This is a genomic window from Streptomyces sp. SGAir0957, from assembly GCF_043523415.1.
Window position 1 is genome coordinate 6,459,490 of sequence record NZ_CP027293.1, and the last position, 24,718, is coordinate 6,484,207.

At 68.2% G+C, this 24,718-nt stretch carries 19 protein-coding genes and 3 rRNA genes; 14 read left to right on the plus strand and 8 right to left on the minus strand.

Annotated features, from left to right (window positions below):
* Nucleotides 1-51: 51 nt before the first annotated feature.
* Nucleotides 52-1,908 (minus strand): streptophobe family protein, encoded by a 1,857-nt coding sequence (locus tag C1N81_RS34095; RefSeq protein WP_394438410.1) that lies wholly within the window; start codon nt 1,906-1,908, stop codon nt 52-54.
* 277 nt (nt 1,909-2,185) lie between these two features.
* Between C1N81_RS34095 and C1N81_RS34100 the strand changes: the two genes are divergently transcribed.
* Nucleotides 2,186-4,753: an ABC transporter ATP-binding protein/permease gene (locus tag C1N81_RS34100; RefSeq protein WP_394435163.1), complete on the plus strand. Its 2,568-nt coding sequence runs from the start codon at nt 2,186-2,188 to the stop codon at nt 4,751-4,753.
* A gap of 108 nt (nt 4,754-4,861) precedes the next feature.
* Here C1N81_RS34100 and C1N81_RS34105 read toward each other — a convergent pair whose 3' ends face one another.
* The 3 genes from C1N81_RS34105 to C1N81_RS34115 form a co-directional block, all read right to left on the minus strand.
* Entirely contained in the window at nt 4,862-5,638 is a 777-nt protein-coding gene (locus tag C1N81_RS34105; RefSeq protein WP_394435164.1) for a transglycosylase SLT domain-containing protein, read from the minus strand.
* A gap of 322 nt (nt 5,639-5,960) precedes the next feature.
* The gene (locus tag C1N81_RS34110; RefSeq protein ID WP_394435165.1) at nt 5,961-7,043 is read right to left on the minus strand and encodes an S-adenosylmethionine:tRNA ribosyltransferase-isomerase; all 1,083 of its coding nucleotides are present in this window, start codon (nt 7,041-7,043) and stop codon (nt 5,961-5,963) included.
* On the minus strand, nt 7,040-7,738 hold the full coding sequence (locus C1N81_RS34115; RefSeq protein WP_394435166.1) for an SDR family NAD(P)-dependent oxidoreductase: 699 nt from the start codon (nt 7,736-7,738) through the stop codon (nt 7,040-7,042). Before C1N81_RS34115 ends, C1N81_RS34110 begins: the two co-directional genes overlap by 4 nt.
* Nucleotides 7,739-7,927: 189 nt before the next feature.
* Between C1N81_RS34115 and C1N81_RS34120 the strand changes: the two genes are divergently transcribed.
* From C1N81_RS34120 to C1N81_RS34135, 4 genes are all read left to right on the plus strand, one after another.
* A complete protein-coding gene (locus tag C1N81_RS34120) occupies nt 7,928-9,073 on the plus strand; it encodes a GAF domain-containing sensor histidine kinase (RefSeq protein ID WP_394435167.1) in 1,146 nt (381 codons plus the stop codon).
* Nucleotides 9,066-9,707 carry a response regulator gene (locus tag C1N81_RS34125; RefSeq protein WP_394435168.1) on the plus strand — a complete coding sequence of 214 codons (642 nt, stop codon included), beginning with the start codon at nt 9,066-9,068 and terminating at the stop codon, nt 9,705-9,707. The genes C1N81_RS34120 and C1N81_RS34125 overlap by 8 nt, the downstream gene beginning before the upstream one ends.
* Nucleotides 9,708-9,896: 189 nt before the next feature.
* A complete protein-coding gene (locus tag C1N81_RS34130) occupies nt 9,897-10,142 on the plus strand; it encodes a chaplin (RefSeq protein WP_394435169.1) in 246 nt (81 codons plus the stop codon).
* Between the two features lie 205 nt (nt 10,143-10,347).
* Entirely contained in the window at nt 10,348-10,587 is a 240-nt protein-coding gene (locus tag C1N81_RS34135) for a chaplin (protein WP_394435170.1), read from the plus strand.
* A gap of 75 nt (nt 10,588-10,662) precedes the next feature.
* Here the strand turns inward: C1N81_RS34135 and C1N81_RS34140 are convergent, their stop codons facing one another.
* Nucleotides 10,663-11,445 (minus strand): hypothetical protein, encoded by a 783-nt coding sequence (locus C1N81_RS34140; RefSeq protein ID WP_394435171.1) that lies wholly within the window; start codon nt 11,443-11,445, stop codon nt 10,663-10,665.
* Between the two features lie 212 nt (nt 11,446-11,657).
* Between C1N81_RS34140 and C1N81_RS34145 the strand changes: the two genes are divergently transcribed.
* From C1N81_RS34145 to C1N81_RS34155, 3 genes are all read left to right on the plus strand, one after another.
* Nucleotides 11,658-12,455, plus strand: a complete 798-nt coding sequence (locus C1N81_RS34145; RefSeq protein WP_394435172.1) for an ABC transporter ATP-binding protein — start codon at nt 11,658-11,660, stop codon at nt 12,453-12,455.
* 67 nt (nt 12,456-12,522) lie between these two features.
* Entirely contained in the window at nt 12,523-12,954 is a 432-nt protein-coding gene (locus C1N81_RS34150; RefSeq protein WP_394435173.1) for an NfeD family protein, read from the plus strand.
* Nucleotides 12,955-13,103: 149 nt separating this feature from the next.
* Entirely contained in the window at nt 13,104-14,045 is a 942-nt protein-coding gene (locus C1N81_RS34155; protein ID WP_394435174.1) for an SPFH domain-containing protein, read from the plus strand.
* Between the two features lie 24 nt (nt 14,046-14,069).
* Here the strand turns inward: C1N81_RS34155 and C1N81_RS34160 are convergent, their stop codons facing one another.
* The 3 genes from C1N81_RS34160 to C1N81_RS34170 form a co-directional block, all read right to left on the minus strand.
* On the minus strand, nt 14,070-14,582 hold the full coding sequence (locus C1N81_RS34160; protein WP_394435175.1) for an HNH endonuclease: 513 nt from the start codon (nt 14,580-14,582) through the stop codon (nt 14,070-14,072).
* Nucleotides 14,583-14,749: 167 nt separating this feature from the next.
* Nucleotides 14,750-15,292, minus strand: a complete 543-nt coding sequence (locus tag C1N81_RS34165) for a YbhB/YbcL family Raf kinase inhibitor-like protein (RefSeq protein ID WP_394435176.1) — start codon at nt 15,290-15,292, stop codon at nt 14,750-14,752.
* Nucleotides 15,293-15,376: 84 nt separating this feature from the next.
* Entirely contained in the window at nt 15,377-16,159 is a 783-nt protein-coding gene (locus C1N81_RS34170) for a sporulation protein (RefSeq protein ID WP_394435177.1), read from the minus strand.
* A gap of 172 nt (nt 16,160-16,331) precedes the next feature.
* Here C1N81_RS34170 and C1N81_RS34175 point away from each other — a divergent pair, with 172 nt between their 5' ends.
* The 6 genes from C1N81_RS34175 (at nt 16,332) to C1N81_RS34200 (ending at nt 24,668) form a co-directional block, all read left to right on the plus strand.
* On the plus strand, nt 16,332-16,973 hold the full coding sequence (locus C1N81_RS34175; protein ID WP_394435178.1) for a DNA-3-methyladenine glycosylase: 642 nt from the start codon (nt 16,332-16,334) through the stop codon (nt 16,971-16,973).
* A 557-nt stretch (nt 16,974-17,530) separates the two neighbouring features.
* Nucleotides 17,531-19,056, plus strand: a 16S ribosomal RNA gene (locus tag C1N81_RS34180).
* Between the two features lie 317 nt (nt 19,057-19,373).
* Nucleotides 19,374-22,497 (plus strand): 23S ribosomal RNA (locus tag C1N81_RS34185).
* A 136-nt stretch (nt 22,498-22,633) separates the two neighbouring features.
* Nucleotides 22,634-22,750 (plus strand): 5S ribosomal RNA (gene rrf / locus C1N81_RS34190).
* The 16S, 23S and 5S rRNA genes sit together here, the layout of an rRNA operon.
* Nucleotides 22,751-23,082: 332 nt before the next feature.
* Nucleotides 23,083-24,063, plus strand: coding sequence for a hypothetical protein (locus C1N81_RS34195; RefSeq protein WP_394435179.1), 981 nt, complete (start codon nt 23,083-23,085; stop codon nt 24,061-24,063).
* Nucleotides 23,985-24,668, plus strand: coding sequence for a tetratricopeptide repeat protein (locus C1N81_RS34200; protein ID WP_394435180.1), 684 nt, complete (start codon nt 23,985-23,987; stop codon nt 24,666-24,668). The genes C1N81_RS34195 and C1N81_RS34200 overlap by 79 nt, the downstream gene beginning before the upstream one ends.
* Nucleotides 24,669-24,718: the final 50 nt, after the last annotated feature.

Consider the following 24,718-nt stretch of genomic DNA (forward strand, 5'->3'; position numbering starts at 1 on the left):
CCGCGAGGTACGCGTGCCCGGGTGCCGCCCGCCCCGTTCCGGCCGGAGGCCTCAGCGTTCGTCCCGGTCTCCTCGGCGCCATCGACCGTCCCGGGTCCGGCCCGGGGCCGGGGGAGGCGGGGGCGCGGGCGGGGGTGGGGGCGGCAGGCCGGTGTCATCACTGTTCCGGGGCCGTCGGGGTGACGGCCGGGGTGACGGCCGGGGTGACGGCTCCGGCCGGGTCGGACCGGCGACCGTGGGGGCGCCGGTCAGGTCGTCACCCTGCGCCGGGCCGCCCTCCGGACCCCACCCGTGCTGCTCACGCCCCGGCACCCCCCGCCCGTACCCCTCCGCGCCACGCGCCCCCGGGTCCTGGCCTCCTGGCCCCCGCGGGTCCGCGCCGCCCCCCTCGTACGGCCGCATATAAGGGTTCGTGTCCGCGTTGGACGGCCGGTACGGGCGGCTCTCCCGGTACGGCCCTGACGGGCTCGGGGCCGGGGCGAGGGACGGGTCCCGGGGTGCGCTCGGCCCTGGCGGCGCCGCCGAGGCCGTCGCCAGGGGGGCCGCCCGGCTGCCCGCCGCTCCGGACGCGTGGGCCAGCGCGGCGCCGAGCGCTCCCGCTCCCGCCCCCCACACCGCCCCGAGCAGCAGCGCCATCCCGACCCGTCCGTGCAGCTCGATGCCCGCGCCGAACGCGTCGAAGCCCAGCACCGTCAGGGACGCGTTCGCCGAGATGTCCGTCAGCCAGACGAGGAGCGGCAGCGTCAGCGCCGTGACCACGCCGAGGCGCAGCGCGCAGGCGGCCGCGAAGGAGGGCAGGCGCGGGCCCCGGCCCCGTACGAACGGGGTACGGGCCGCCGTCAGGACCCCGGCGAACAGCATCATCAGGGCCGTCGCCACGGCCAACAGCCATACGCGGCCGTCGAGTTCGGCGAGGCGGCCGAGTGTCACGGGCCCCGCGTCCGCCCGCAGAAGGTCGTCCATCGGATCGGGGAGCAGCCGCGACAGTTCACCCGTCGCTTTGCCGTCCCAGGGCACGAACAGGCCGATCGGCACCCCGAGCCACACCCCGTTGGGCGCGCCCAGAAGCGCCGCGCCCGCGATCCGCCGCGGATGGTCGTCGCCGATCATCGCGTACGCCGCCGCGGCGAGCCCCGCGAGAACGGCCACCAGGAGAACGGTCACGAGCGCCGACACCGCGGGCCGCACCACCCGGTGCACCGGCGCGAGCGCGCGCGGCAGGGGCGTGCGCCGCGACGCGAGCAGGGCGATCACCAGCACCCCGGTCACGAACGCGGCGCCGCCGAGCAGCGTCGCCCCCGTCCGTACCGTGAACCCGACGGAGGCCTCCGCATTGACCAGGTCGTTGAGCCGGTCCGGCAGCAGCCCCCCGACCCCGCCGGGCAGCTTGTCCTTGATGTCGCCCGGCAGCCCACCCGCGCCCGGAATGTCGTTCACCCCGAGCTTCGAACCGTCAATCGTGATGATGTCGTGACCCGCCCATACGAGCCCGCCGAGCAGCGTCAGGAAGAGCACGAGCACCGCCCCCGCGCGCGCGAGCAGTTCCCCGGGCGAGACCTCAACTCCCCGCGCGCGCAGGCCCCGTAGGAAGAACCAGCTGAGCAGGAGCGCGCCGACGAGCCCCACGCCCAGTGGCGCGACATCGATGGCGGTGTGCGCCTGCGCGCTGTCGAGGCCGAACGCCGACACGTCGCCGGACGGCGTCACGCGGCCGCCGACGCCGAGCGCCACCACCGCGGCCGTCATCGGGGCGAGTGAGCCTGCGGAGTCGGCGTCGAGGAGGTGAAGGCCGAGCGCCGCGACCCCCGTCATCCCGATGAACGCCCAGCTCACCGCCGCTACGGCGGAGAGCAGCACGTCGCCGGCGGGGATGCCGCCGCGCCGCTTCGTGTCGTGGCCGGTCACCATCAGGACCCCCCGATCCGTACCGCCTCGCCCCCGGACGACCGCTTTGCGCATGATCAGCGTGATGCGCATGATCCGTGGGGAGTTGTGGGCGCCTCCCACCCTTCCGGGCCGCATCTGTCACGTCAACGGGCGCGGGCACCGGGAGCGCCCGAGAGTCTTCACAAGCTCCGACGCAAGGCCCGACTTTCGGTCACGGGGCCGTTCCTGAAATAGTTCCTCACGATGTTCGACATCCCTAGACTCCCCATGACGGGGCACAACTTCGGGGGACAACTCAGTGGGGCATGGAGTGCCTGAACTCGTACTGGAATCGAATGGCAGGACCTGGACGCTCGACCCGTCCAGGCCTTACACCCTCGGCCGTGATCCGGGGGGAGACGTCGTGCTCGATGACGCCAGGGTCTCCTGGCGGCACGCCACGATCAGCTGGGACGGCCGGAGCTGGGTGATCCAGGACCACGGCTCGACCAACGGCACCTATGTCCAGGGTCAGCGGATCCATCAGATGGAGATCGGCCCCGGCTCGTCGGTGCACCTGGGCAACGCGACGGACGGCCCGCGGGTCAACGTGCGGGGCAGTGCGCAGGCCGCCGCCGTCTCCACGCCGCACCAGGCGCAGCAGCAGGCCGCGGGGCTGACGCAGCAGCCCCCGCCGCAGCAGCAGAACGCCGCCCCCGACTGGCAGCAGCAGGCGCCCCGGCAACAAGCGCCCCGGCAACAAGCGCCCCAGCAGCAGGCGTGGCAGCAGCAAGCGCAGCCGCCCGTGCAGAAGGTGCCGGGCCAGCAGGGACCGCAGGGACCGGGCGGCGTCGCGGGGGCCCCGCCGGTCTACGGCGACCGCAGCCCCACCACGTTCCACCAGCTCGCGCTCGGCCGCGTCATGCGCATCGGCCGCGCCCTGGAGAACGAGCTGGTCGTCTCCGACCTCCAGGTCTCGCGGCTGCACGCGGAGTTCCACGCGACGCCCGACGGCCGCTTCGAGATCCGTGACCTCGGCTCGCACAACGGCACGTACGTCAACGGCCAGCCGATCGCCAAGGGCGGCACGGCCCTGCTCGGCCCGAACGACATCGTCGGCGTCGGCCACTCGACGTTCCGGCTCGTCGGAGACCGCCTCGAGGAGTTCGTCGACACCGGTGAAGTCTCCTTCTCCGCACGGCACTTGACGGTCACCGTCGACGGCGGCAAGCAGATCCTCAAGGACGTCTCCTTCGGCGTCCCCGAGAAGTCGCTGATCGCCGTCATCGGCCCGTCGGGCTCCGGCAAGTCGACGCTCCTGAAGGCGCTCACCGGCTACCGCCCGGCCAACGAGGGCGACGTCCTCTACGACAACCGGAACCTCTACAAGCAGTTCGCCGAGCTGCGCCAGCGCATCGGTCTGGTCCCGCAGGACGACATCCTGCACAAGGAGCTGACCGTCAAGAAGGCGCTCAAGTACGCCGCGAAGCTCCGCTTCCCCGCGGACACCAGCGAGCAGGAGCGCCAGCAGCGCATCGACGAGGTGCTGCGCGAGCTGAAGCTGGACATCCACAAGGAGAAGAAGGTCACCTCCCTCTCCGGTGGCCAGCGCAAGCGCGTCTCCGTCGCCCTGGAGCTGCTCACCAAGCCGTCGCTGATATTCCTCGACGAGCCGACCTCGGGTCTCGACCCGGGCATGGACCGCGACGTCATGCAGCTGCTGCGCGGCCTCGCCGACGACGGGCGCACCGTCCTCGTCGTCACCCACTCCGTGGCCGAGCTGGCGATCTGCGACAAGCTGCTCGTCATGGCGCCCGGCGGTTCGGTGGCGTACTTCGGCCCGCCCGAGGAGGCCCTCAACTTCTTCGGCTACGAGACCTGGGCCGATGTCTTCTCCGCGTTCGAGAACTACCGCGACTACGACTGGGCGGGCCGCTGGAAGGGCTCGCAGCACTACCAGATGTACGCGGCCGACATCGACGCCGTGGCCGCGCAGTCGGTGCAGATGCCACCGCCGGCCGCCATCAAGCCGCCCAAACCGCAGCCGTGGGGCGCCCAGCTCATCACGCTGATCCGCCGCTACATCTCGGTGATCGCCTCCGACAAGGGCTTCATGGGCCTGATGGTGATCCTGCCCGCGGTCCTGGGCGTCGTCTCCGTCGTCATTCCGGCCGATTTCGGACTGGCGCCGCCGAAACCGCCCTCGAAGTTCAACGGCGACGCGGGCACGATCATGCTGATCATCGCCGTCGGCATGTGCTTCTCGGCCGCCGCCAACTCGGTCCGTGAGCTGATCAAGGAGCGGGTGATCTACGAGCGGGAGCGCGCCACCGGCCTGTCCCGCTCCGCGTACCTGATGTCGAAGGTCATCGTCCTCGGCGTCATCACGGCCATCCAGGGCGTCATCATCTGCGCCATCGGCTTCGCCCCGCGCGAGCTGCCCAAGGAAGGGCTGCTGATGCCGCCCGCGATCGAGCTGTGCGTCTCGATCATCGCGCTCGGCTTCACGTCGATGATGTTCGGCCTGGTCATCTCCTCGCTCGTGAAGACCAGCGAGAAGACGATGCCGCTGCTGGTCATGTTCGCGATCGTCCAGGTCGTCTTCACCGGCGTCCTCTTCCAGATCTACGGATCGATCGGCCTGGAGCAGTTCGCCTGGCTGATGCCGTCCCGCTGGGCGGTCGGCGCGGCCGGGGCCACCCTCGACCTCTCCCACCTGATGCCGCCGTGGGACCCGAAGAAGCCGAACGACCTCGACCCGCTGTGGGAGCACTCGGTCACCCAGTGGGGCATCAACCTCACGATCCTCATCCTGCTCGGCGTGGTCTGCGGCTTCGCGGTCGCCCGCCTACTGCGCCGCCACGAGCCCGAGGTCATGCGCAAGTAGCAGCGCTTACGGGCGAGGACCAGTGAAGGGCGGCACCCTGTCGGGTGCCGCCCTTCACTGGCATGGGGGTTCAGCGTGTTCCGGACCCAGAGGTCCCGTCAATGGGTGTCAGTACGCGCTGTTCACGTTGTCGATCGAGCCGTACGTGGCGGCCGCGTAGTTGGCGGCGGCCGTGATGTTCGCGACCGGGTCGTAGATGTTCGTCGAGGTGCCCTCGACGTGGTACGCGTCGAACGTCGGCTGGATGACCTGGAGCAGGCCGATCGACGGGGTGCCGTTCTGGGCGTTGATGTCCCAGCCGTTGATGGCGTTCGGGTTGCCCGTGGACTCACGCATGATGTTGCTGTAGAGCCCGTTGTAGGAGCCGGGGATGCCCTTGGCCTGCATGATGTCCAGGGACTGCTTGATCCAGCCGTCCAGGTTGTTCGCGTAGACCGGCTTGCGGGCGGCGGCACGGGAGGCGGCCTCCTTGGCCTCGCGCTCCTGCTTCGCCTTCGCCTCGGCGTCGGCCTTCGCCCTGGCGTCGGCATCGGCCTTCGCCTTGGCGGCCGCGTCCGCCTTGGCCTTCGCCTCGGCGTCGGCCTTCTTCTTCGCCTCGGCCTCCTGCTGCGCCTTGAGCTTCGCGGCGATCTGCTGGGCCTTCTGCGACGCGTTGGCCTGCTGGTTGGTGACGCTGGCCTGCACGTCCTTGATCTGCTGCGTGCCGGCGTTCGTGGTGAACGCGACGGGCGCAGCGGAGACCGTCTCGGACGCCTGCGCCTGCGTGCCCTGGCCCGGCACGAGGGTCACGGCGAGCGCGGCCGCGCCGAGGGCGGCGACACCGGCCATCGAGACCTTGTGGGGGCGGGACAGCTGGCTATGGCCGGGGAGGGTGAACTTGCGCATGGGAGATGGGGACCTCTCGGAGAACGGGGAGCCGCTCGCCGACCGAACCGGACGGGCTCGTGTTTCGAACACGGACGCCGTGGGTACAACCGGTCGGCGCTGAGCGACGGAGGCCATTGTTAGCGGGCGCAAAATTTTGTGGCAACGATGTGACGTACGAAGCCGCCTAGTGGAGAGCGGGCACGCCAAAGGGGGCCGAAAGTCGACATTCGACCTTCAGACCCCGCCCTGCCTCGGCAAACGGTGAGCGCGCTGACCCACTACGGACCTTCGTACGTGATGCGCGCCCTATGCGCGGCGTCACATGACCCCACTCCGGATCTCACATCTGGTTGCCACTGCAATGCACAGGGTGAGCGTTCTCCTCCGGAAGGATGAGGTGCACGTCGCCGAACTCGTGCCACAGGTAGAGCTCCCGCACCGCCTCCTCGTACGCACGGCCCACCGCGGCCCGCCCCGCGATCGCCTCCAGCATCAGCAGATGCGACGCCGCCGGCTCGTGCAGCCCGGTGAGCAGCCCGTCCACCACCCGCACCCCGCGCCCCGGCTCCACCACGAGGTCGGTCCAGCCGCCCGCCGCCCGCACCACCCCGTCCGCACCGGCCGCCGACTCGACGGCCCGCACGGCGGTCGTCCCGACGGCGACGACCCGGCCCCCGCCCGCCCGCGCCGCGTTGATGAGCCTCGCCGACGCCTCCGGCACCGCGTACCGCTCCGGGTACGGCGGCTCGTGCGACTCCGCCGACGCCACCCCCGTGTGCAGCGTGACCGGCGCGAACTGCACGCCCCGGCTCACCAGCCGCGCCACCATCCGCGCCGTGAACGGCCGCGCCGCGCTCGGCATCTCCGCGCTGCCCGCCCCGTCCGCGTACGGCAGCGCGAACACGGTCTGGTAGGCGGACAGCGGCTGGTCCCGCTCCGTGTAGGCGTACCGGATCGCCCGCCCGTGCCCGCGCAGCAGCGCCGGCACGTCCCCGGCCACCCGCGCCCACCACAGCCGCCCCGAACCCGCGGCGACCGGCTCCTCATATACGAGGCCCGCGCCGCCGGGCAGCGACACCACCGTCCCCCCGGGTCCACCCGCGCGCGGGCGCGTGGTGCCCCGCCCGTCCGGATCGCGCAGCTCAACCGCCCAGCGCCCGTCCTCGCCCCGCGTCGAGAAATGCACGACCACGCGCGCGTGCCCGAGCCGTCCGTCCACCGCGGCAGCCAGCGTGGGGGAGGTGTTCACGACGAGCACGTCCCCGGCCCGCAGTTCGCCCGGCAGCCCGGCGAACCGGCGGTGCGCGACCTCGGTCCCACGCGACACCAGGAGCCGCACCGACGACCTGTCCCGGCCCGGACCCCGCTGCTCGGCCGGCACCCGCGCCGACCGGTCCGCCGGGATCCGCAGCGCGAGCGTCACCGCGTCACCAGCAGCGAAGGCGCCGCGTACCGCCCGCTCGCGGGCCGCCGCTCCAGAAGGCTCAGGAAGGCCGGCACCACGTCCTCCGGGCGCGGCACCCCGCTCAGGTCCTCGTCCGGCTCGGCGGCCGCCAGCATGTCCGTCCGCATCCCGCCCGGATCCACCGCCCACACCCGCAGCCCCGGCTCCTCCACCGCGAGCACCGCCGACAGCTGGTCGAGCGCCGCCTTCGTCGCCCCGTACCCGCCCCACGTGCGGTACGCCTCCGACGCCGCGTCCGAACTCAGATTGATCACCGCCCCGGCAGGCGCCTCGCGCAGCAAGGGCAGCGCCTCCTGCACCAGACCGAGCGGCGCCACCACATTGACCTCCAGAGCCGCCCGGAAGTCGTTGAGCGCGTGCTCCTCGAGGGGCACCAGCGGGGCGGCCCCGAGCACCCCCGCGTTGTTCACCAGGAGATCGAGCCCGCCCAGGTCCCACGCCGCCCCGATCAGCTCCGCCCGGTGCCCGCCGTCCGCCACATCGCCCGCCAGGGCCGTCACCGCACCGCCCCGCTCGCGCAACGCGGCGGCGACCTCCTCCAACGGGCCCGCGGACCGCGCGTCCAGGACGAGATCCCAGCCGCGCCCGGCGAGCGCCGTGGCCAGCGCCCGCCCGGACCCCCGCGACGCCCCCGTGATGATCGCAACTGCCATGACAACCGTCCCCATGTCGTGCCGACGCCGTCCGGGCCGGCTGTCCTCAACGTAGGAACGCGGGGGACCCCGCCACCTCCTGCGCGGGTCGCGACGTCTCCGGGCCCTTCGGCCTACGCCCACCGCCCTACGCGGCCGCCGCCACAAGGCCGATACGGACTGTCACACCCCGCCGGTACGGTGAGAATCATGAGTCACGGCCCACGGACGGGACTGGCCGCGGTGAGCGCCGCGTTGCTGGCCATGAGCAGACACCTAGAGGTGCGCGACGTCCTCAAGACGATCGTCGCCTCGGCGCGCGAACTGCTCGACGCCGAGTACGCGGCGCTCGGGGTGCCCGACGACCACGGCGGCTTCGCCCAGTTCGTCGTCGACGGCGTCAGCGACGAGCAGTGGAAGGCCATCGGCCCGCTCCCGCGCCAGCACGGCATCCTCGCCGCCATGCTGCGCGAGGCGAAGACGGAACGGCTCGCCGACGTCCGCGAGGACCCGCGCTTCGAGGGCTGGCCCTCCGCCCACCCCGACATGTCCGACTTCCTCGGCCTGCCCATCAAGGACGGAGACGAGACGATCGGCGCGCTCTTCCTCGCCAATAAGAGGTGCCCCAAGCCCCAAGGCGGCTGCGGCTTCACCGAGGAGGACGAGGACCTGCTCGGCATCCTCGCCCAGCACGCCGCGATCGCCCTCACCAACGCCCGGCTCTACGAGCGCAGCCGCGAACTCACCATCGCCGAGGAACGCTCACGCCTCGCCCACGAACTGCACGACGCCGTCAGCCAGAAACTCTTCTCCCTGCGCCTGACCGCCCAGGCCGCCGCCAAGCTCGTGGACCGCGACCCCGCGCGCGCGAAGGGCGAGCTGAGCCACGTCGTCGAGCTCGCCGCCGAAGCCACCGAGGAGCTGCGCGCGGCCGTCGTCGAGCTGCGCCCCGCCGCCCTCGACGAGGACGGCCTCGTCGCCACCCTCCGGACGCAGATCCAGGTCCTCGACCGCGCCCACACCGCCCGGGTCACCTTCGGGACCGGGGGGATCAGGGCCCTGCCCGCGGCCCAGGAGGAGGCGATGCTCCGTGTCGCCCAGGAAGCGCTGCACAACGCGCTGCGTCATTCCGGCGCGGAGCACGTCCAGGTCACCGTCGACAAGCGGGGCACCGGCGCCGCGCTGCGCGTCACCGACGACGGCTCGGGCTTCGACCCCAGAACCGTCCGCCGCGCGGGCCGCCACCTCGGCCTGGTCTCCATGCGCGACCGGACGAGCGGGGTCGGCGGCCGGCTCACAGTGGAATCGGAGCCCGGCAAGGGCACCACGATCGACATGGAGGTTCCCGGTGGCTGAACCGATCAAGGTTCTTCTGGTCGACGACCACCAGGTCGTCCGCCGCGGCCTGCGCACGTTCCTGGAGGTCCAGGACGACATCGAGGTCGTCGGCGAGGCGGCGGACGGCGCGGAAGGGGTCGCCCGCGCCGAGGAGCTGCGCCCCGACGTCGTCCTCATGGACGTCAAGATGCCGGGCATGGACGGCGTCGACGCGCTCCGCAAGCTCCGCGAACTGGCCAACCCCGCGCGCGTGCTCATCGTCACCAGCTTCACCGAGCAGCGCACCGTGGTCCCGGCCCTGCGCGCGGGAGCCGCCGGCTACGTCTACAAGGACGTCGATCCGGACGCGCTCGCCGGTGCCATCCGCTCCGTCCACGCGGGTCACATTTTGCTCCAGGCCGAGGTGGCGGGCGCGCTGCTCTCGCAGGAGGAGGCGAACGGCGGGCAGGGCAGGGGCGGTGCGCTCACCGAGCGGGAGCGCGAGGTCCTCGGCCTGATCGCCGACGGCCGCTCCAACCGGGAGATCGCCCGCGCCCTCGTCCTCTCCGAGAAGACGGTGAAGACGCACGTCTCCAACATCCTGATGAAGCTCGACCTCGCCGACCGCACCCAGGCCGCTCTATGGGCGGTGCGGCACGGAGCCGCGGGCTGAGCGCCTGTGTCATATCCCCGGTCGGGCGCGCGACGCACTACTGCACCCCGCCGGGGCGGGTTCCCGCCCGGTGAGAGATTCATACTGTCGTGTATACGTCCCCCGTTCGGCGTATCCCTCCGGGCCGGTCCGCGTTCTCCAGTGCGTGCCGCGGCGGCTGGCCGCGGCAATCGCAAGGAGGACTTTGAAGTGAAGAACCTGAAGAAGGCCGCGGCTGTCACCCTCGTCGCCGGTGGCCTGGTCGCCGCCGGTGCCGGTCTCGCCTCCGCCACTGACGGTGCGCACGCGAACGGCAACGCCGTCCACTCCCCGGGCGTCGGCTCGGGCAACCTGGTCCAGGCCCCGGTCCACATCCCGGTCAACGCCACGGGCAACAGCGTGAGCGTCATCGGCGTGCTGAACCCGGTCTTCGGCAACCACAGCCACAACGGCTGACACACGCAGCTCTCTTCGAGACGATCGGCCTCCCGGGCGCACCCGGGAGGCCGATGGCGTTCCCGGCCCGCCTGGAGCGCGCTGCGCGGGTGATCCTTTCGGGCGTATCGCGGTGCCGAACCCGTTCCCTCCGACCGGTGGTCACGTTGCCCCGGGTGCGGCCCGTCCCTGGGGCCGAAACGCACCATCTGGAGGAACACTTCTCATGAACATCGCCAAGAAGGCCGCCCTGGCCGTCGCCGTCGCCGGTGTCGCCGCCGGTGCCTCGGCCGGTGCCGCCGTCGCCGACGCGGGGGCCGAGGGCGCGGCCACGGGTTCCCCCGGTGTCCTCTCGGGCAACGCGGTCCAGGTGCCGGTCCACGTCCCGGTCAACGCCGTGGCGAACAGCATCAACGTCATCGGCCTGCTGAACCCGACCTTCGGCAACCCGGCGGCCAACGACTGACCTCCGCCTCACCCCCGGAGCCCCGCGCGGCCGCCCGCGCGGGGCTCCGGTGCGTCGCTCCACCTTGCCGCTCGCTCAGCCCCGGTTCCGCTCCTCCACGAACGCGTTGTACGCCGCCACCTGCGCCCGTCGCGCCGTCCGCTCCACCGGCCGCAGCGCCACCGCGCGGGCCGACATCTCCGAGGCGCTCACCGCGCCGCCGTGCCCGCTCCCGTACGCTGTCTCCACCAGGAGCCCGACGCGCTGCGCCAGTTCGAGCACGCGTACGGCCCGCGGGGGATACCCGGGGGCCAGGACCTCGCGGCCCCGCTCGGCGCGCGCCCGGTACGCCTCGATCGCCGCCTCCGCGACGGGCCCCGAGCCCGCCACGTCGAGGCGCGTCAGCACCTCCGTCGCCTCCCGGAGGGCCTCCGCCAGCTCGCGCTCGGCCTCGCCCAGGGACGGCACGTCGGCGGGCGGCGCCTCCCGCACCGGCAGGCAGTGCCACAGCACCCGCACATGGAGATCGCCCTCGGGCCCGGCCTCGTCCACCTCGGGGACCAGCCCGAGCGCCGCACCGAAACAGACGACGGCCTCCTCGGCGGCGACGGCCCGCGCGTTGAACTCCGGCGGCCCGCTCAGGCCCAGCGGATGCCCCGGCGCGGGCAGGGCCACGCGCAGACCGCTCACGCCGAGCGCCCGCAGCCGCCCGAGCGCGAGCGAGAGCCCGACGGGTCCCGCCTCCCCGGGAATCCCCTCGACGCGGTGCACCGCGTCCTCCCCGACGATCGCGAGCACCGCGTCATCAGGAGCAATAAAACCGGCCAAAAGGGCATTTCCCCATGCGGCCAGGCGTCCGGAGCGTGGTTCTGTGAGCATGCGCCCCACCATAGAAGCCGGAGAAAGTCCCCGGGAAAGCACGGGACGGGCACCGGACGCGTACCGGACGGCACCAAAACACCCACCGAGGGAAGGGGCCGCCCCGGCGGTGGCGTAGGTTTTACCCGGGGGCTGCGTCCAGTGCCGAAACAAGCCGAACCTCTACGGACGCACGCGAGACGGCCGAGACTGCAATGGGAGACAACGCGCTCATGAGCGATGTACTGGAGCTGGAGGACGTATCCGTGGTCCGCGAGGGCCGGGCTCTGGTGGACCAGGTCTCCTGGTCGGTGAAGGAGGGCGAGCGCTGGGTCATCCTCGGACCCAACGGAGCGGGCAAGACCACCCTCCTGAACATCGCCTCGAGCTACCTCTACCCGAGCGGCGGCACCGCCACGATCCTCGGCGAGACGCTGGGCAGGCCCGGCACGGACGTCTTCGAGCTGCGCCCGCGCATCGGCATCGCCGGCATCGGCCTCGCCGAGAAGCTGCCCAAGCGCCAGACCGTCCTGCAGACGGTGCTCACCGCCGCGTACGGCATGACGGCCGGCTGGCAGGAGTCCTACGAGGACATCGACGAGCTGCGCGCCCGCGCCTTCCTCGACCGCCTCGGCATGAGCGAGTACCTGGACCGCAAGTTCGGCACGCTCTCCGAGGGCGAGCGCAAGCGCACCCTGATCGCCCGCGCCCTGATGACCGACCCCGAGCTGCTCCTCCTCGACGAGCCCGCCGCGGGGCTCGACCTCGGCGGCCGCGAGGACCTCGTCCGGCGCCTCGGCCGCCTCGCCCGCGACCCGATCGCACCCTCCATGATCATGGTCACGCACCACGTCGAGGAGATCGCCCCGGGCTTCACCCACGTCCTGATGATCCGTCAGGGCAAGGTGCTCGCCGCGGGCCCGCTCGAGCTGGAGCTGACCTCCCGCAACCTGTCGCACTGCTTCGGCCTCCCGCTCGTCGTCGAGCAGCGCGGCGACCGCTGGACCGCCACCGGCCTCCCGCTGAGCTGAGCCGCCGTGCGCCCGCGGACCGGTCGTCCCCTGTCGGCATGACCGTCCGCGGATCTACCATGACCACGTGGCAGACATCGACGCATGGGTGTGGTGGCTGATAGGGGCGGCCGCGCTCGGAATCCCGCTCGTCATCACCGCCATGCCCGAACTGGGCATGTTGTCCGTGGGCGCCTGCGCGGGCGCCGCGACGGCCGGACTGGGCGGCGGCCCCGTCCTCCAGGTCGTGGTCTTCGCCGTCGTCTCCTGCGCCCTGATCGCCGTCGTACGCCCCATCGCCGTACGACAACGTGCGCAGAAACCGGTCCTGGCCACCAACATCGACGCCCTGAAGGGCAAACAGGCCGTCGTCGTCGAGCGCGTCGACGCGAGCGGTGGCCGGATCAAGCTCGGCGGCGAGATCTGGTCGGCCCGCACCCTCGACGAGAACGCGACGTACGAACCGGGCCGCCAGGTCGACGTGGTCGAGATCGAAGGAGCCACCGCGATCGTCATCTGAACCAGATCCGGAACCCGATCCGCACCCGCGGGTGACCTGAACCGGCCCCGCCACATGGGTGGTTCTGACAGACTCGACCAGCAGGAACCCATGATCCTTCCGGCGGGCGGCGCCGGGGGACAACGGCACGAAGGAGCGCAGGAGACGCGATGTCAGCGATCATCATCGTCCTGATCATTCTGGTGGTGTTGGTCTTCATCGCCCTGATCAAGACCATCCAGGTCATCCCGCAGGCGAGCGCGGCGATCGTCGAACGCTTCGGCCGCTACACCCGCACACTCAACGCGGGCCTGAACATCGTCGTCCCCTTCATTGACTCCATCCGCAACCGCATCGACCTGCGCGAACAGGTCGTTCCGTTCCCGCCGCAGCCGGTGATCACCCAGGACAACCTCGTCGTCAACATCGACACCGTCATCTACTACCAGGTGACCGACGCGAGGGCCGCGACCTACGAGGTCGCCAGCTACATCCAGGCCATCGAGCAGCTCACCGTCACGACCCTGCGCAACATCATCGGCGGCATGGACCTGGAGCGGACCCTGACCTCCCGCGAGGAGATCAACGCGGCGCTGCGCGGCGTCCTCGACGAGGCCACCGGCAAGTGGGGCATCCGCGTCAACCGCGTCGAGCTCAAGGCGATCGAGCCGCCGACCTCCATCCAGGACTCGATGGAGAAGCAGATGCGCGCCGACCGCGACAAGCGCGCCGCGATCCTCACCGCCGAAGGTATCCGCCAGTCCCAGATCCTCACCGCCGAGGGTGAGAAGCAGTCCGCGATCCTGCGGGCCGAGGGTGAGGCCAAGGCCGCCGCCCTGAAGGCCGAGGGCGAGGCCCAGGCCGTCCGTACGGTCTTCGAGGCGATCCACGCCGGAGACCCGGACCAGAAGCTGCTCTCCTACCAGTACCTCCAGATGCTCCCGAAGATCGCCGAGGGCGACGCCAACAAGCTCTGGATCGTCCCCAGCGAGATCGGCGACGCCCTCAAGGGCCTCAGCGGCGCCATGGGCAACTTCAACCCGATGGGCGGCGGCACCCCCGGCCCGTCCGCGGTGGGCAAGGAGCGCCGGGAGCAGCCGCCGATCGACTAGCCGGTCGGCAGGGGGAGTGGCGGCCTACGCGGCCGCCATCTGCTCGCCCAGCCACTCCGGGAGAGCGGCCCGGTCGGCCGACGCGAGGGACGCCAGCATCGCGTCCGCAGGCGTCGGCTCGAACGGCTGCGTGAGCAGCAGCATCCCCGCCTGCTCCGGCGTCCGGTCGGCCTTGCGGTGATTGTCCTCGGCGCACGAAGCCACCGTATTCAGCCAAGTGTCCTGCCCGCCCCGCGACCGCGGCACCACGTGGTCCACGGTCGTCGCCCGCCGCCCGCAGTACGCGCACCGGTGCTGGTCCCGCACGAGCACACCCCGCCTCGACCACGGTGCGCGTCTTCGGAACGGCACCCTCACGTACCGGCAGAGCCTGATCACCCGCGGCACGGGCATGTCGAGGGCGGCGCCGCGCATCCGAAGCTCGGGGTGGGCCTGCTCGACGACGGCCTTGTCCTGCAGCACCAGCACGACGGCTCGGTTCAGCGTCACCGTCGAGAGCGGCTCGAAGCTCGCGTTCAGCACCAATGTGTCCCGCACCCTGCCCACCTCCCGTACGCAGCGGATCACCCCTCGGCGTCCGTGCGTCAACTCTGGCCGCGCGCGCCGAGATGGACAACGCAATAAAAAATGCCCACCTCCGGTCCCTTTCAAGACTGGAGGTGGGCAAACGTTCAATGAACGTTATAGGGGGCTCGCCGACGCCGTTACCGCTCCGCGGGAGCCGCGTACTCGGCGACGACCTGCGCGCGCGCCAGCGTGTGGAACCGCAGATTGAACCCGACGGCCGCGGGCGACGTGTCCGAGTCGATCCCGAGCTTCTCCTCGTCCACCGCGTACACGGTGAAGACGTAGCGGTGCGCGGGGTCCCCGGCCGGCGGCGCGGCGCCGCCGAACTCCTTCGTCCCGTAGTCGTTGCGCACCTGGACCGCACCCTCGGGCAGGCCCGCGAACTTGCCGCTGCCCGCTCCGGCCGGCAGCTCGGTCACCGAGGCCGGGATGTCGAAGACGGACCAGTGCCAGAACCCGCTGCCCGTCGGCGCGTCCGGGTCGAAGCACGAGACGGCGAAGCTCTTGGTCTCGGCGGGGAAGCCCTCCCACCGCAGATGCGGCGAGGTGTTCCCGGCCGCGTACACCTGCGCGTCGTCGAGCACCCCACCTGCCTCGAAGTCCTCACTCACGACGGTGAACGAGGGCACCTGCGGATGGAAGTCGTGCGGCAGCGGCGCGCGATCGGGCTGCTCGGTCACAAGGACACCTCCTGAAGCTCACGGGTCTGCGGAGCTCACAGCTCCACAGAGTCCCGGGTTCTACGGAACGCGGACGCTGAAACCCTAGAACCAGTTCTTCCGGCTGCCGACCTCCGACAGCCACTGGTGCAGGTACGCCGACCAGTCCGTGCCCTGGAAGTCGTGGTGCCCGACGACGAACGAGCGGAACGTGTCGCTGCCCTCGCTGAACAGACCGGCCTTCTTGTCCATCTCCAGGACGACGTCCATCTCCCGGTCGTCGGCCACGAAGCTCAGCTCCACCTGGTTCAGGCCCCGGTACTGCTGCGGCGGGAAGAACTCGATCTCCTGGTAGAACGGCAGCTTCTGCCGCGTGCCCCGGATGTGCCCGCGCTCCATGTCCGCGCTCTTGAAGCGGAACCCGAGCCGGATGAACGCGTCCAGGATCGCCTGCTGCGACGGCAGCGGGTGCACGCTGATCGGGTCCAGGTCCCCGGAGTCCACGGCCCGGGCGATCTCCAGCTCGGTGGTCACGCCGATGTTCATCCCGCGCAGTTGCTGCCCGTCGATCGTGGTGACCGGCGTCTCCCAGGGGATCTCGAGGCCGAAGGGCACCGCGTGCACGGCGTTGGCCTGGAGGGAGAAGGCGCCGCCGAGCCGCACCTTCGTGAACTCGATGTCCTGCTTGACCTCCTGGTCACCGCCCTCGACCTCGACGCGGGCCTGCAGACCGACGGACAGCCCCTCGATCTCCTGGTCCACGGAGCCGCCCTGGATCCGGACCTCACCCTGGACCACGCCACCGGGCACGACATTGGCCTCGGTCAGCACCGTCTCGACGGACGCCCCGCCCGCACCCAGACTCGCCAGCAGTCGCTTGAAGCCCATGACTCGATCTCCTCCGTAGGTGAACCGTGATCCGGCGACGCCAGCCGTCGCCGGAGAACCGGAAGCAGGGCCCACCCGTCCCGACCCGCCGGTCCTGCTGACTACAAACGCGGTGGACGGGGCCCCGGTTCCGCACGTGCCGCGGCCACCCGTTCCGTTACCCTCGGACGGCATGATCGCGGCCCCTGACCGTACGCCCCTGACCCGCTCGTTCTTCGACCGGCCCGTCCTGGACGTCGCCCCTGACCTCCTGGGACGCATCCTCGTGCACCACACGGAGGACGGCCCCGTCGAACTCCGCCTCACCGAGGTCGAGGCCTACGACGGTGCGAACGACCCCGGGTCCCACGCCTATAGAGGACAGACGGCCCGCAACCGCGTGATGTTCGGCCCGCCCGGACACGTGTACGTCTACTTCACCTACGGCATGTGGCACTGCATGAACCTGGTGTGCGGCCCGGAGGGCACCGCGAGCGGGGTCCTGCTGCGCGCCGGCGAGATCGTGGAGGGCGCCGAGTCCGCCCGCAAACGTCGACTCTCGGCCCGGAACGACAGAGAACTCGCCAAAGGCCCGGCACGCCTGGCCACGGCCCTGTCGGTCGGCCGCGACCTCGACGGCACGGACGCCTGCGCCCCCGGCGACTCCCCGGTGGAGGTCCTGCACGGCACGCCGATCCCCGTTGACCAGGTGAGGAACGGCCCCCGCACCGGGGTCGCCGGTGACGGTGGCGTCCACCCATGGCGCTTCTGGATCGCCGACGACCCGACGGTCAGCCCTTACCGGGCGCACACGCCGCGCCGCCGCCGAACTTGACGCACTCTTGAGCGATCCGTAAGGTAGTCCGAGCCGCTTGACCCGGGTAGGCGTTCAGCCGACAACCGGATGCGGCCAAACCACTACTCACGATCTCCTTCAACGGGGACATTTCTGCGTGCTCGCACGTCGAAATTCGAACCCGCGAAACTCAATTATGAGTTGCGGCGGGAATCGGTTAACGTAGTGGAAGAGCCGAAAGGCAAAGGCCCTCCAACGGCCACCGGAAATGAAATCCGAACCGGAAACGGAACGGAAAACGGATCTGGTAAGGTTGGAAACGCAAGACAGCAAGATAGCAAGACCGAAGGGAAGCGCCCGGAGGAAAGCCACGAGAGAGTCTCTCGGGTGAGTACAAAGGAAGCGTCCGTTCCTTGAGAACTCAACAGCGTGCCAAAAGTCAACGCCAGATATGTTGATTACCCCGTCTCCGGCCGTCGCATGATGGTTGGGGCGAGGTTCCTTTGAAATAAACACAGCGAGGACGCTGTGACCGGACGGGACTATTCCTCCCGCCCGGTCCGCTCTCGTGGTGTCACCCCGATCACGGGGAAACATTCACGGAGAGTTTGATCCTGGCTCAGGACGAACGCTGGCGGCGTGCTTAACACATGCAAGTCGAACGATGAAGCCCTTCGGGGTGGATTAGTGGCGAACGGGTGAGTAACACGTGGGCAATCTGCCCTTCACTCTGGGACAAGCCCTGGAAACGGGGTCTAATACCGGATAACACTTCCGTCCTCCTGGACGGTGGTTAAAAGCTCCGGCGGTGAAGGATGAGCCCGCGGCCTATCAGCTTGTTGGTGAGGTAATGGCTCACCAAGGCGACGACGGGTAGCCGGCCTGAGAGGGCGACCGGCCACACTGGGACTGAGACACGGCCCAGACTCCTACGGGAGGCAGCAGTGGGGAATATTGCACAATGGGCGAAAGCCTGATGCAGCGACGCCGCGTGAGGGATGACGGCCTTCGGGTTGTAAACCTCTTTCAGCAGGGAAGAAGCGAAAGTGACGGTACCTGCAGAAGAAGCGCCGGCTAACTACGTGCCAGCAGCCGCGGTAATACGTAGGGCGCAAGCGTTGTCCGGAATTATTGGGCGTAAAGAGCTCGTAGGCGGCTTGTCACGTCGGTTGTGAAAGCCCGGGGCTTAACCCCGGGTCTGCAGTCGATACGGGCAGGCTAGAGTGTGGTAGGGGAGATCGGAATTCCTGGTGTAGCGGTGAAATGCGCAGATATCAGGAGGAACACCGGTGGCGAAGGCGGATCTCTGGGCCATTACTGACGCTGAGGAGCGAAAGCGTGGGGAGCGAACAGGATTAGATACCCTGGTAGTCCACGCCGTAAACGGTGGGAACTAGGTGTTGGCGACATTCCACGTCGTCGGTGCCGCAGCTAACGCATTAAGTTCCCCGCCTGGGGAGTACGGCCGCAAGGCTAAAACTCAAAGGAATTGACGGGGGCCCGCACAAGCAGCGGAGCATGTGGCTTAATTCGACGCAACGCGAAGAACCTTACCAAGGCTTGACATACACCGGAAAACCCTGGAGACAGGGTCCCCCTTGTGGTCGGTGTACAGGTGGTGCATGGCTGTCGTCAGCTCGTGTCGTGAGATGTTGGGTTAAGTCCCGCAACGAGCGCAACCCTTGTTCTGTGTTGCCAGCATGCCCTTCGGGGTGATGGGGACTCACAGGAGACCGCCGGGGTCAACTCGGAGGAAGGTGGGGACGACGTCAAGTCATCATGCCCCTTATGTCTTGGGCTGCACACGTGCTACAATGGCCGATACAATGAGCTGCGATACCGCAAGGTGGAGCGAATCTCAAAAAGTCGGTCTCAGTTCGGATTGGGGTCTGCAACTCGACCCCATGAAGTTGGAGTTGCTAGTAATCGCAGATCAGCATTGCTGCGGTGAATACGTTCCCGGGCCTTGTACACACCGCCCGTCACGTCACGAAAGTCGGTAACACCCGAAGCCGGTGGCCCAACCCCTTGTGGGAGGGAGCTGTCGAAGGTGGGACTGGCGATTGGGACGAAGTCGTAACAAGGTAGCCGTACCGGAAGGTGCGGCTGGATCACCTCCTTTCTAAGGAGCATCTAGGCCGCCAAGCTTGCTTGGTGGTCCAGGGCCATAACGTCGGCAAACGTTCGACGGTGGTTGCTCATGGGTGGAACGTTGACTATTCGATCTGGTTGTCGGGTCGGAGGCTGTGAGTACTGCTCTTCGGGGCGTGGAAAGCATGATCTCCGGACGGGACCGGGTCGGGCACGCTGTTGGGTATCTGAAGGTACGGCCGATATGGCTGCCTTCAGTGCCGGCCCCAGTGCACTCGAATCTACTGGTTCGGGGTGATGGGTGGTTGGTCGTTGTTTGAGAACTGCACAGTGGACGCGAGCATCTGTGGCCAAGTTTTTAAGGGCGCACGGTGGATGCCTTGGCACCAGGAACCGATGAAGGACGTGGGAGGCCACGATAGTCCCCGGGGAGTCGTCAACCAGGCTTTGATCCGGGGGTTTCCGAATGGGGAAACCCGGCAGTCGTCATGGGCTGTCACCCGCTGCTGAACACATAGGCAGTGTGGAGGGAACGCGGGGAAGTGAAACATCTCAGTACCCGCAGGAAGAGAAAACAACCGTGATTCCGGGAGTAGTGGCGAGCGAAACTGGATGAGGCCAAACCGTATACGTGTGAGACCCGGCAGGGGTTGCGTATGCGGGGTTGTGGGATCTCTCTTTTACAGTCTGCCGGCTGTGAGACGAGTCAGAAACCGTTGATGTAGGCGAAGGACATGCGAAAGGTCCGGCGTAGAGGGTAAGACCCCCGTAGTCGAAACGTCAGCGGCTCGTTTGAGAGACACCCAAGTAGCACGGGGCCCGAGAAATCCCGTGTGAATCTGGCGGGACCACCCGTTAAGCCTAAATATTCCCTGGTGACCGATAGCGGATAGTACCGTGAGGGAATGGTGAAAAGTACCGCGGGAGCGGAGTGAAATAGTACCTGAAACCGTGTGCCTACAAGCCGTGGGAGCGTCGCTGTATGTGCTTGCACATACAGTCGTGACTGCGTGCCTTTTGAAGAATGAGCCTGCGAGTTTGCGGTGTGTTGCGAGGTTAACCCGTGTGGGGAAGCCGTAGCGAAAGCGAGTCCGAATAGGGCGATTTAGTAGCGCGCTCAAGACCCGAAGCGGAGTGATCTAGCCATGGGCAGGTTGAAGCGGAGGTAAGACTTCGTGGAGGACCGAACCCACCAGGGTTGAAAACCTGGGGGATGACCTGTGGTTAGGGGTGAAAGGCCAATCAAACTCCGTGATAGCTGGTTCTCCCCGAAATGCATTTAGGTGCAGCGTCGTGTGTTTCTTGCCGGAGGTAGAGCACTGGATAGGCGATGGGCCCTACCGGGTTACTGACCTTAGCCAAACTCCGAATGCCGGTAAGTGAGAGCGCGGCAGTGAGACTGTGGGGGATAAGCTCCATGGTCGAGAGGGAAACAGCCCAGAGCATCGACTAAGGCCCCTAAGCGTACGCTAAGTGGGAAAGGATGTGGAGTCGCACAGACAACCAGGAGGTTGGCTTAGAAGCAGCCACCCTTGAAAGAGTGCGTAATAGCTCACTGGTCTAGTGATTCCGCGCCGACAATGTAGCGGGGCTCAAGCGTACCGCCGAAGTCGTGTCATTGCAGCAATACGCCCAACGGCGGCTGTGATGGGTAGGGGAGCGTCGTGTGCCGGGTGAAGCCGCAGCGGAAGCTAGTGGTGGACGGTTCACGAGTGAGAATGCAGGCATGAGTAGCGATACACACGTGAGAAACGTGTGCGCCGATTGACTAAGGGTTCCTGGGTCAAGCTGATCTGCCCAGGGTAAGTCGGGACCTAAGGCGAGGCCGACAGGCGTAGTCGATGGATAACCGGTTGATATTCCGGTACCCGCTGTGAAGCGTCAAACATCGAATCCAGTGATGCTAAGGCCGTGAAGCCGTTCCGGACCCTTCGGGGAATGGAAAGTGGTGGAGCCGCCGGTCCAATCTGGTAGTAGGTGAGTGATGGGGTGACGCAGGAAGGTAGTCCAGCCCGGGCGGTGGTTGTCCCGGGGTAAGGGTGTAGGCCGTGCGGTAGGTAAATCCGTCGCACATTAAGGCTGAGACCTGATGCCGAGCCGATTGTGGTGAAGTGGATGATCCTATGCTGTCGAGAAAAGCCTCTAGCGAGTTTCATGGCGGCCCGTACCCTAAACCGACTCAGGTGGTCAGGTAGAGAATACCGAGGCGTTCGGGTGAACTATGGTTAAGGAACTCGGCAAAATGCCCCCGTAACTTCGGGAGAAGGGGGGCCATCACTGGTGATCCGATTTACTCGGTGAGCTGGGGGTGGCCGCAGAGACCAGCGAGAAGCGACTGTTTACTAAAAACACAGGTCCGTGCGAAGCCGTAAGGCGATGTATACGGACTGACGCCTGCCCGGTGCTGGAACGTTAAGGGGACCGGTTAGTGCACTTTCGGGTGTGCGAAGCTGAGAACTTAAGCGCCAGTAAACGGCGGTGGTAACTATAACCATCCTAAGGTAGCGAAATTCCTTGTCGGGTAAGTTCCGACCTGCACGAATGGCGTAACGACTTCTCGACTGTCTCAACCATAGGCCCGGTGAAATTGCACTACGAGTAAAGATGCTCGTTTCGCGCAGCAGGACGGAAAGACCCCGGGACCTTTACTACAGTTTGATATTGGTGTTCGGTTCGGCTTGTGTAGGATAGGTGGGAGACTGTGAACTCTGGACGCCAGTTCAGGGGGAGTCGTCGTTGAAATACCACTCTGGTCGTGCTGGATGTCTAACCTGGGTCCGTGATCCGGATCAGGGACAGTGTCTGATGGGTAGTTTAACTGGGGCGGTTGCCTCCTAAAGAGTAACGGAGGCGCCCAAAGGTTCCCTCAGCCTGGTTGGTAATCAGGTGTTGAGTGTAAGTGCACAAGGGAGCTTGACTGTGAGACCGACGGGTCGAGCAGGGACGAAAGTCGGGACTAGTGATCCGGCGGTGGCTTGTGGAAGCGCCGTCGCTCAACGGATAAAAGGTACCCCGGGGATAACAGGCTGATCTTCCCCAAGAGTCCATATCGACGGGATGGTTTGGCACCTCGATGTCGGCTCGTCGCATCCTGGGGCTGGAGTCGGTCCCAAGGGTTGGGCTGTTCGCCCATTAAAGCGGTACGCGAGCTGGGTTTAGAACGTCGTGAGACAGTTCGGTCCCTATCCGCTGTGCGCGTAGGAGTCTTGAGAAGGGCTGTCCCTAGTACGAGAGGACCGGGACGGACGAACCTCTGGTGTGCCAGTTGTCCTGCCAAGGGCATGGCTGGTTGGCTACGTTCGGAAAGGATAACCGCTGAAAGCATCTAAGCGGGAAGCCTGCTTCGAGATGAGGACTCCCACCCCCTTTGAGGGGTTAAGGCTCCCAGTAGACGACTGGGTTGATAGGCCAGATCTGGAAGCCCGGTAACGGGTGGAGGTGACTGGTACTAATAGGCCGAGGGCTTGTCCTCAGTTGCTCGCGTCCACTGTGTTGTTCCCAGACAACGAACAGGCTGTGCTGGCTGAACAGTTACACCTATCAATTGAAGAGTGTGCTAGTTCGCCGCCCTGTTCTTATGTCCCTCCATGAGGGACGTCTGAAAGGGTTTCGGTGGTCATAGCGTGAGGGAAACGCCCGGTTACATTCCGAACCCGGAAGCTAAGCCTCACAGCGCCGATGGTACTGCAGGGGGGACCCTGTGGGAGAGTAGGACGCCGCCGAACTATTATTGAGAGGACCCTTGGTCCCGGCACACATGCTGGGACCAAGGGTCCTTTTTGTATTTCCAGAGCATTCCGGAGTTTTTCTCGGAGCGCGCCGGCTACCCGGCTGCGCGAGAATGATTGCGGTACCGAAGACAGGAGTCCCCCGATGTCCCCCAACTCTCCCGACGAGCGACCGGAGCGCGACCAGCGCCGCCGGGACAGCGGCGACCGGGGCGGCTACCGCGGGGGCGCTCCGCGCGGCGACCGGCGCAGCGACCGTCCGCAGGGCGACCGGGATCGTGGGCCGCGCCGTGACGGTGACCGGCCCTCGTACCGGCGTGATGACCGGCGTGACGACAATCGTGGCGGCGGGTTCCGGCGTGACGACAGCCGGGGCGGCGGGTTCCGTGGGCGTGATGACCGGCCCTCGTACGGTGGCGGCGACCGTGATCGGGACCGTGGGCCGCGCCGTGATGGTGACCGGCCGCCCTTCCGTCGCGACGACCGACGGGATGACCGTCGCGACGACCGACGTGACGACCGGCGGGATGACCGGCGTGACGACAATCGTGGTGGCGGGTTCCGTGGGCGGGACGACCGGCCCTCGTACGGCGACCGTGACCGGGATCGTGGGCCGCGCCGTGACGGTGACCGGCCCTCGTACCGGCGTGATGACCGGCGTGATGACAATCGTGGCGGCGGGTTCCGGCGTGACGACAGCCGGGGCGGCGGGTTCCGTGGGCGTGATGACCGGCCCTCGTACGGTGGCGGCGACCGTGATCGTGATCGGGATCGTGGGCCGCGCCGTGATGGTGACCGGCCGCCCTTCCGTCGCGACGACCGACGGGATGACCGTCGCGACGATCGTCGGGACGACCGGCGTGACGACAATCGTGGTGGCGGGTTCCGTGGGCGGGACGACCGGCCCTCGTACCGGCGTGACGACCGGGATCGCGATCGAGACCGTGGGCCGCGCCGTGATGGTGACCGGCCGCCCTTCCGTCGCGACGATCGCCGGGATGACCGACGCGACGACCGTCGGGATGACCGGCGTGGTGGTGGGTTCCGTGGGCGGGACGACCGTGGCGGGCGGCCCGGTGGCGGCTACCGCGGGCGGGACGACCGGCGCGATGACCGTCGGGACGACCGTCGTGGCGGCGGGCGGTTCCGGGACGAGCGGGACCGGGACCGTGAGCCGATCAAGCGGCTGCCGATTCCGGAGGACGTCTCCGGGTTCGAGCTCGACCGGGATGTGCAGCAGGAGTTGCAGTCGCTGCCGAAGGGGCTCGCGGAGGACGTCTCCAAGAACCTCGTCATGGTCGCTCGGCTGATCGACGAGGACCCGCAGAAGGCGTACGGGTACGCGAAGGTCGCGCTGCGGCTCGCGTCGCGTGTGGCCGCTGTGCGCGAGGCCGCCGGGTTCGCCGCGTATGCCTGCCAGGAGTACGGCGAGGCTCTCGCCGAGTTCCGGGCGGCTCGGCGGATGACCGGGCGCGTGGAACTCTGGCCCGTCATGGCCGACTGCGAGCGGGGGCTCGGGCGGCCGGAGAAGGCGCTCGACATGGCCGGGGCGCCCGAGGTGCAGAAGCTCGACAAGGCCGGGCAGGTCGAGATGCGGCTCGTCGCGGCCGGCGCTCGGCGTGACATGGGGCAGCTGGACGCGGCCATCGTGACGTTGCAGAGCCCCGAGCTGGCGTCGAACTCCGTGCAGCCGTGGACGGCGCGGCTTCGGTACGCGTACGCCGACGCGCTGCTGGCGGCCGGGCGTGAGGGCGAGGCGCGCGAGTGGTTCGCCAAGGCCGTGGAGTCCGACAAGGACGGCAGCACGGACGCGTCGGACCGCCTTGCCGAGCTGGACGGGGTCGAGTTCGTCGACGCGTTCGACGGTGACGAGGACGACCACGACGACGCTTCCGGAGCGAAGGAAGAGAAGTAGAAGTAAGTGAAGTCGGCGGCGTCCCCGCTGAAGTGAAGTGAAGTGAAGTG

What these genes read in the sequence shown, in the direction of transcription:
- C1N81_RS34095 (WP_394438410.1), bottom strand. Translation starts at nt 1,908, where the DNA reads ATGGTGACCGGCCACGACACGAAGCGGCGCGGCGGCATCCCCGCCGGC.
- C1N81_RS34170 (WP_394435177.1), bottom strand. Translation starts at nt 16,159, where the DNA reads ATGGGCTTCAAGCGACTGCTGGCGAGTCTGGGTGCGGGCGGGGCGTCC.
- C1N81_RS34105 (WP_394435164.1), bottom strand. Translation starts at nt 5,638, where the DNA reads ATGCGCAAGTTCACCCTCCCCGGCCATAGCCAGCTGTCCCGCCCCCAC.
- C1N81_RS34140 (WP_394435171.1), bottom strand. Translation starts at nt 11,445, where the DNA reads ATGCTCACAGAACCACGCTCCGGACGCCTGGCCGCATGGGGAAATGCC.
- C1N81_RS34155 (WP_394435174.1), top strand. Translation starts at nt 13,104, where the DNA reads ATGTCAGCGATCATCATCGTCCTGATCATTCTGGTGGTGTTGGTCTTC.
- C1N81_RS34135 (WP_394435170.1), top strand. Translation starts at nt 10,348, where the DNA reads ATGAACATCGCCAAGAAGGCCGCCCTGGCCGTCGCCGTCGCCGGTGTC.
- C1N81_RS34145 (WP_394435172.1), top strand. Translation starts at nt 11,658, where the DNA reads ATGAGCGATGTACTGGAGCTGGAGGACGTATCCGTGGTCCGCGAGGGC.
- C1N81_RS34120 (WP_394435167.1), top strand. Translation starts at nt 7,928, where the DNA reads ATGAGTCACGGCCCACGGACGGGACTGGCCGCGGTGAGCGCCGCGTTG.
- C1N81_RS34115 (WP_394435166.1), bottom strand. Translation starts at nt 7,738, where the DNA reads ATGGCAGTTGCGATCATCACGGGGGCGTCGCGGGGGTCCGGGCGGGCG.
- C1N81_RS34175 (WP_394435178.1), top strand. Translation starts at nt 16,332, where the DNA reads ATGATCGCGGCCCCTGACCGTACGCCCCTGACCCGCTCGTTCTTCGAC.